General features: G+C 67.3%; 5 protein-coding genes and 2 tRNA genes. 3 read left to right on the top strand and 4 right to left on the bottom strand.

Features of this window, described 5'->3' with window-relative positions:
* From JWQ81_RS11410 to JWQ81_RS11395, 4 genes are all read right to left on the bottom strand, one after another.
* Positions 1–952, bottom strand: a 952-nt coding sequence (locus JWQ81_RS11410; protein WP_297540427.1) for a DUF222 domain-containing protein, incomplete at its 3' end; no start/stop codon positions are given.
* 361 nt (positions 953–1,313) lie between these two features.
* On the bottom strand, positions 1,314–2,801 hold the full coding sequence (locus JWQ81_RS11405) for a glycoside hydrolase family 30 beta sandwich domain-containing protein (RefSeq protein WP_297540425.1): 1,488 nt from the start codon (positions 2,799–2,801) through the stop codon (positions 1,314–1,316).
* 206 nt (positions 2,802–3,007) lie between these two features.
* Entirely contained in the window at positions 3,008–4,210 is a 1,203-nt protein-coding gene (locus JWQ81_RS11400) for an MFS transporter (protein WP_297540423.1), read from the bottom strand.
* A gap of 3 nt (positions 4,211–4,213) precedes the next feature.
* Positions 4,214–4,993: an SDR family NAD(P)-dependent oxidoreductase gene (locus JWQ81_RS11395; RefSeq protein WP_297540421.1), complete on the bottom strand. Its 780-nt coding sequence runs from the start codon at positions 4,991–4,993 to the stop codon at positions 4,214–4,216.
* Between the two features lie 127 nt (positions 4,994–5,120).
* On the opposite strand from JWQ81_RS11395, the gene JWQ81_RS11390 reads away from it, so the two are divergent.
* The 3 genes from JWQ81_RS11390 (at position 5,121) to JWQ81_RS11380 (ending at position 7,620) form a co-directional block, all read left to right on the top strand.
* Positions 5,121–5,191: transfer RNA gene (locus tag JWQ81_RS11390), tRNA-OTHER, on the top strand.
* Between the two features lie 15 nt (positions 5,192–5,206).
* Positions 5,207–5,277 (top strand) — tRNA-OTHER (locus JWQ81_RS11385).
* 27 nt (positions 5,278–5,304) lie between these two features.
* The gene (locus JWQ81_RS11380) at positions 5,305–7,620 is read left to right on the top strand and encodes a hypothetical protein (protein ID WP_297540419.1); all 2,316 of its coding nucleotides are present in this window, start codon (positions 5,305–5,307) and stop codon (positions 7,618–7,620) included.
* Positions 7,621–7,695: the final 75 nt, after the last annotated feature.

Genomic DNA, 7,695 nt, shown 5'->3' with positions numbered 1-7,695 from the left:
ACCGCCCCAAATCCATCTGCTCACTCTCGGTCCCGAGAACAGCGGGAATCACCTTGCAGTCACACGCCAACATCCGCGCTTCCGCTGCCGTGATCACACCGCCATAGTCGAGCATCGCCGTCCCGATACCGGACTTCAACGTCTCGTAGTCCACGGTGACCGCCACGTGCACACGGTCACCACCGTGAGTCGGGATCTCGTCGACGGTCATCGCGAGGCGGACCAGATCGACCAACGCGTCGGCGTGACGTTCCCATTGGCTCCGAGTGTCGCGGCCTTCCGCTTTCGTCGACTGCGGCTTCGCCAACGGATCCAACGCCGCCCGCAACTGGGCGTAGGCCACGTTGTCCAACTTGCCTTTCAGCGTCGCGGAGCCGTCACGGTGTTCCTGGAACGACAACTCCCGCTCCGGTCTCTCCGGCGGATCCTTCGGCTCCGGCCCATCCGGATCCACCGTGTCCAGGATCCGGTCACCGGCCTTCTTCACCTCAACCGGGGACGCAGCCCGGGCCACACCGATCAGGATCTTCTCCGCCGCCACCCGATCCTCCTCCGACACCGTCGCAGGCATCGCCGTCATCGTCTTCACGATCACGTCCACATGCGCGGGAGTGAGAGCACCGGCCAGTGCCGCAAGACCGGTCAGGGGCGCGACTGCGGGGACCTCTGTCCCGTCGATGGTGTACAAGGAGTTGGTGCCGCGGGCACGGACCACGATCTGACGCGCCGCGGGCTCGGACATCCCCGTCGTATGCATCAGCCACTGCACCGCCGAGTTGTACTGATGAGTCGCCTTGATGCCGTCAGTCTCGGTTTTGGTGACCACCAGACCCAGCAGCGCGGTGTACCGGTTCATCTCCCGGGTGATCGCACGGGCGTACTCGACCAGCGTCGCCGGATCCGCACGCCGGATATCGGCGGGATCGGGGAGGGTGGTCGTTACGCTGGGCACTCCTTTATTCTACTACGGATCGAACGTTTATTCGAAACACGTTCAGGTCATACACATTATCGCGGAACGTAGTCATCGATTATTCGGAAAGGCTGCCACCGCAACAGAATGCGCCTTGCGACTGTTGCCGTGTCACTCACGCATACACCAGGCTGACGAGGCCGGTCGCTTAACGTGATTGCCGAAGTGCGAACGGCGTTATCCGTGCGTTGACCGCAAGGAAAGTCCCCTGGCCCCGGTCGTTGCCGCAGTAGACCGGACCTACCGCCTAACGCAAACCTGCGCCGGCCCCAGTCCTTGCTGCGGTAAAAAGATTCCCGGCCGCAAACGGATGCGGCCGGGAATCGGAGGAACGGAAACGTCAGTGCCGGGGCGTGCCCCACTGGTAGGTCGCGGTGGCGCCGGGGCTCAGGGTGGCCTGGAAGGACTGGTTGCCGGACACGACGCTGAACGTCTTGTCCGTGGTACCGGTGTTCAGCGCGACCAGAACCGTGGTGTGGTCGGGGTTCGTGAACGCGACGGTGGTGATCGGGGTGCTGGTGCCGCTGGTGTACGTCACCGTGCTCGCGATGTGGACCGCGCCCTGGGGGACGAACTTGGCGAAGTGTTCCAGGTCGCGGTACTGGTCGTTGTACGTCACCGCCTTGGTCACCGAGTTGACGGTGACCGTGCCGTTGCAGGTGCCGCAACCGCCGAGGTGCGGACCGTGGTTCTCGTCGAGCGCGATGTTCCAGTCGATGGCACTGCGGCCCCAGTTCTGCATGATGGCGAGCGTCGTCGACGAGTCACCGCCTTCGCACTCGGTGAAGAAGATGTCCTTGCCGGGGAACGAAGCCTTGAGCGCGGTCTGCGCAGTGGCGTCGCCGTAGTAGCAGTGGTAGGCCGTGCCGGCGATCCACTTCGCCGCGTTCGTCGCCAGGAGGTCGTACGGGTAGTTCGGCTCCGGGTCCTCGCCGGCGGCCTGGTGCGACTTGATGTCACCGGGGTGCTCGGCCCAGTTGTGATCGAAACCAAGGATCTTCGTGCTGAGACCGGCGGCGCGGATGGCGGGGCCTAGCGCGCTGATGACCTTGGCTTCCTGCTCCCACGGGAGATCGGTGCCGGGGTAGTTCTTGCGCTCCAGCGCCTGCGGCTCGTTCTGGACGGTCAGGTAGTCGACCTTCACCCCGGCCTTCTGGTAGGCCTGCAGGAACTTCACCAGGTACTTCGCGTACGCCTGGTAGACCGCCGGGGTGTCGATGAGCTTGCCGTCGATCATCGAGTCGCTCGTCTTCATCCACCCGGGCGGGCTCCACGGGCTGGCGACGATCTGCAGCTGCGGGTTCAGCTTCTTCGCCTGCCGCACCAACGGAAGGATCTGCGTCTCGTCGTGGGCGATCGTGAAATGCTTCAGCTGGTAGTCCGTCTGACCGGCGGGAACGTCGTCGAAGCTGTAGTCCTGGCCCACCGCGAAGTCCGACGCGCCGATGGGCTGGCGGAGGAAGCTCAGCCCGGCCCCGGCCTTGGGGTCGAACAGGTTCGTCATGACTTCGTCCCGCGCCTGCGGGGTCAGCCCGTAGAGGACCTGGGCCGACGAATCCGTGATGGCCGCCCCGAACCCGGACACCGACTGGTACTTCAGGTTCGGGTCGAGCCGGACGGTGGTCTGACCGGGTACCGCGGGCGTCTGCCACGGGAGCTGGGCGTCCGTGGGCGTCACCACGCCGGGCTGGGTCAGCCACTCGTGGACGGTGCCGGGCGAACTCGGCGGTGGGGCCTGCGCGGCGTTCGCCGCGCTCGTCGCCACCGCGACGACGGCGAGGGCCGCCGTGACTGTCCACAACGCTCTGACACGAGCACGCTTCGACATAACGGATTCCTTCGGTTCAGTGAACATAGTCGTCATCGATCTAGTTCAGCTACGGCTTTGAGAAAACCAAACCGAAGTGCGCCTGGCAAGGGGTTGGCGATAATCGACCGATGTGGAGCAAACCATTAAAGTGCCGGTGAACGGGACACGGCATGAAACAAATTATGAAACACTAAGTGGCAGCCCTGGGGAACACAGATTGTCCGTTAAGACATTGTCGATTCGGCAACGTCGCCGGTTACCGCTGAATGGGGCAGACGCGGAGCCAGCACTCGAAGACCGACCCCGGCGACAGCCGCCACGGCAGCCACGATCAGCCATGGCAGCCAGACCGCGACGGCAAGCAAGGCGACCACGGCGGGCGCGAGCACCCCGGCGGCGGTGGACGCGTACTGGTACGCCGCGAGGTACCGGCCGCGGACAGCGCGGGGCGCGGCCGCTTCGGCAAGAGCGTTGCCCCTCGGCCCACACACCAGGCCGGCCGCCGCGATGAGCAACGTGGTGCCGAGCAGGTAAGCCGGCCGCCAGCCGGACGGCACGAGCACCGCGGCCATCGTCGCGAGCGCCCACGCCGCATAGAGCGCGGCGCCGTAAGACATCGCAGTGGTGCGGGTCAGCCGCCGGGTCGCGCGCAACGCGAGTGTCCCGCCGACGCTGGTGACAGCGGTCAGCAGCGCGAGGACGGCACCGGGCATCCAAGTCCGCCCGTGCAGCGTCTCGAGGACGTACACCGGGATGCCGACCAGGAAGAAGTCCAGCGGCAGCACAAGAAGGACACTGACCAGGATCAGCGCCAGGTACGGCCGATCGCGCAGCACGCTCGCCGACGTCGTCCGCGCGTCCTGGTGCGGGTGCGAAATCCGGAGCAGCGACATGAGCAGCAGCGCCGCCACGACGAAGCTGACGGCGTCGGCCGCGACGGCGACCCGGTAGCCGATCGGCCCCGCCCCAGTGAGCACTAACCCGACAACCAGGCCACCGAGCCCGAAACAGGCGCTGCGCACCATTCCCACCACCGCGAAGGATCGGTCGTGCGAGCCGTACCCGGCCACGTCGGCGATCAGCGCGAAGAGCGCGCAGTAGAACATCTGCTGACCGGCCGCGAGCAGGATCGCGGCCGCGAACACGGACGCGACCCCGTCCGCCACCAGATACACCACCGCGCCGGCCGCCTGGACGAACTGCGCGGAGACAACCACCGCCTTGGGACCGAAGCGGTCGACAAGCCGTCCAGCCAATGGCGGTACCAAAAGCCCTGCCGCGGTGCCCGCCGCGACAACCGCTCCGGCCAACCCGACCGGGAGGCCGACGACACGGGTCGCATACACCAGGGCGAGCGGCAGGAAAAGCCCGGAACCGAAGTTGTCGACACCCAGTGCCGTCAGTAGGGCGACCTGATTTCTACGCACACACTAGAGAATTCCCGGATACGCCCCGCCGTCGAGCAAAATGCTCTGACCCGTGATGAAACCGGCATGTACCGAAGACAGGAACGCGCAGGCGGCGCCGAATTCCGCGGGGTCTCCGAACCGTTTAGCCGGAATAGCCGAGCGAGCGCCCTCGGCCACCTCGTCCGGGGTCGAACCGAGGTTGCGGGCGGCCACTTCCTGGCCGGACCGCAAGCGGCGGGTGTCGAAGGAACCGGGGAGCAGGAAATTGATCGTCACATTCGCGTGCGCGACGGACCTGGCGACGCCGGCGAGGAAGCCGGTCAGTCCGGCTCGAGCACCGCTCGACAGGTCGAGGCCGCTCAACGGCATCTTCACCGACGCGGACGTGATGTTGACGATGCGACCGAACCGGCGTTCCACCATGCCGTCGACCACGCCCTGCACCAGGCGGATCGGAGTGGCCATGTTGGCGGTGACGCCGGCGATCAGCGCGTCGTGGTCGACTTCCCGGAAGTCACGGAACGGTGGCCCACCGTTGTTGTTGACCAGGATGTCGACCTGGGGAACGGAGCCGAGCAACCGGTCCTGCCCATCGTGGGTACCGAGGTCGGCGGCCACCGGAATGACCCGCGCGCCGGTTTCCGCGCTGATTGCCTCCGCGGCTTGCTCGGTGGTCGACGGATCGCGCCCGTTGACCACGACAGTGCATCCGGCGCGGGCAAGTTCCTGCGCACACGCACGGCCCAACCCCTGGCTGGACGCGCACACCACGGCCACTTTGCCGGCCAACCCGAGATCCATGCCCACTCCCCGATGTTCAGCTGATCCTTCGGCACGGTAACAGCCTCAGCGATCACGGCCAGTGGACCGAGCTGGGAAAAGAAGCGGCGGCCAAGTACCGGCGTTGGCTAGGGTGAACACGCCGAATCACGGAGTAGCTCAGTGGCAGAGCACCTGGCTTGGACCGGGAGGGCACAGGTTCGAATCCTGTCTCCGCGTCGATGTCAGTCCGTTCTTGGTGTAGCTCAGCGGTAGAGCACCCGACTTCACCCGGGAGGGCGCGAGTTCGACTCTCGCCACCAGGTCTTCTTCCCTACCCGTATGGAGATCTCGTGTCCGAGGAGCCCCGCGCCACCGCGTCACCCCACTACGCCGTCACCCAGTTGGACCGCGCGCTGAGGACAGCAGTTTCCGGGGGTAACGCAGGCTCGCGGCGCCGTGCCGAAGCGAAGGTAAAGCGGTGGACGGCCGTGCTGGACGGCCTGGCCGACGGCACGCTGGAGGTCGGATCCCGGACCCCGGTGACTGACACGCCCGCGTGGGTCACCTTGGAGGTGGCGCACGGCGGTTTCGCGACGGGCCGATACCTGGCCGAAGTCCCGCTGGGCGAGGACGAATCGGACCGGCTCGTCGAGCTTCCGGACGGAATACCGGGCCGCACGGCCCGAGAGCGGCTCAACCTTTGGTACCTGAGCGACGAGGGCCAGGCCGAGTTGGTCACCGCGCTGCGCACCGGCACCTACTACGTCGACGTCCCGGAGGAGGCCGCGCTGCTGGTCGTGGCCTGGCTGATCGACCGCGGGCACCACGAACTCGCACTGGACCTGGTCGCCGACCTCCGCCCGCTGCTGCACCGCCTCCGGATGACACCCCGGTTCCGGTCGTTGCCCCGACCGGCAGGCGCGCTCGTCCGGTTGGAGACCACCGGTGAGGTGCGGGAGCGGTTGCGATCGTTGACGACCCGGCCGCCGCTGGCAGCGATGCTGGAAACGCTTCGGGTGTGGAATCCGCTCTACGACCGGCTTGTCGCGCAGTGGTGCGACACCGTCGACGACGCGCTGCCGCGGCTCGACGAAAACGCGAACGTGGCCGGCGGCTGGCCGTGCCGCCGGTGGCCTGCCGACTGGACAGCGCGTCGAAACGCCTGGCTGGAGGACTACCGCACCGCTGTCCGGGACCACCAGCGGTCAAGCGCGCACCGGAACCCGAAGTCCAACTTCGCCCAGTTGAGGCAGGCGTTGGAGGCCTGCCCGGAGGACAGCGGCCGGCTGTCCGCACGCGAGGTCGGCCGGATCCGCCGCGCCCTCGCCAACACGATCACCAAACACGGCGCCCCGGGAACCGAGCCGCGGGCGGCGTTGCGCGCCATCCAGGCAGCGGCCGCGTCACGACCGACCCACGCCGTGCTCGCCCAGGTGCTCGCTATGCGGCTGGACAGCTACGCGGACGACGGCGGTATCCCCGCGGTGGAGCCGCTCGCCGTGCCGGTGGCCGAGGGTGAGCACGCGGACGTCGAAGCCGGGCAGCCGCTGCCGGACCACCTCGTCAAGCGGGTGACCCGTGCGCTGGAAGCCCCGGTGGGCGAACTCGTCGACCGCGGTGTGATCACGTCGGGCGAGGTGCTGGCCAAGGTCCTGCCGCAGCTCACGTCGCAGACCGTGGCCTCGACCATCGCCGACGCCGACCTTGCCGGGGTGTATGCGCAGGTCTACGCCGCGTTCCGACGTCGGCGAAGCTTCCTGCTGCTCAATCTGGAACACCAGGTCCGGTTCGAGGAGCTGCCGTGGATCGGCGCCGTCGAGGCGTTTCACGGCGAGCGCGGCGACGCGTCGTCGGACGCGCTCCGGGTCCTCCGGCAGACGACGATGCTTGCGGTGACCTCGTTTCCGCACGCGGTGCTGCCGAATCCGCTCGTCCGGGAGATCGGCGCACTCGCCGTCCGCGCCGGCGTCACCCTGCCGCTCGTGGAGGAGCTCGCGGCCGACATCTTCATGGGCAAGTTCACGGTGAAATGGCGTCAGGCGGCGAAAATCACGAGCGATTCGCTGGCGGGCTCGCTCTACGCGCGGTACTACGACCTGCCCTCCGCGGAAGTCTGGACCGAGCCCTCGACGATCAAAACCAAGCTCCGTTGGGGCAAGCCGACCGCTGACGACTTCGCGGAAATGTGCACGGCTCGCGCAAAGGAGTCGTCGGGGGAATGGCGCGGTTACGGCGTCGCCGCGAACGGGACGGTACTGGAGCAGAGCCAGATCCTGACCACCCAGAACCTCGCCGTCCTGGTATTCACGTTGAGCCTGCGCTCCCGCGTCGCCGAGGTCGCCCCGGACCTCGCTGACCGCGCGTTCGAGTGGACGGTCCGGCGGCTCGCCATCCGGCCCGCGCACCTGCACCACGCGCTGGTTTCGCTCAAGAACGCGGCCTACGCCTGGCGGCAGGCGATCTTCTTCCTGAGCTTCGCCGAGCCGAGGGAGCAGCACGCATCGCTGATGCGGCTACGTGCGGCGGTTCGTGACGCCGGGCTCGGAGCGCGGTTCACACCCGCCATCGACGGACTGGCCGACGTGCTCGCCGGGAACTCCGACGGCCGCGGCGTCCGCTTCCTCGGCTGGACGACGGGCGATCACTGGTTCCTCGACGCGCGGTAGTCCTCTGCCGGGCAGGCGGACAGCTTTCCGGACAACTGGTTCCGTCCCGGTTGACGGCCTCGAAACCACGTGAAA

Source organism: Amycolatopsis sp. (assembly GCF_025464955.1).
Lineage (GTDB): Bacteria > Actinomycetota > Actinomycetes > Mycobacteriales > Pseudonocardiaceae > Amycolatopsis.
Note: the sequence above shows the minus strand (reverse complement) of the source record. Positions and strands in the feature narration are given on the sequence as shown.

Excerpts from the sequence above, each read along its gene's own strand:
- JWQ81_RS11405 (WP_297540425.1), bottom strand. The coding sequence starts at position 2,801 with ATGTCGAAGCGTGCTCGTGTCAGAGCGTTGTGGACAGTCACGGCGGCC.
- JWQ81_RS11395 (WP_297540421.1), bottom strand. The coding sequence starts at position 4,993 with ATGGATCTCGGGTTGGCCGGCAAAGTGGCCGTGGTGTGCGCGTCCAGC.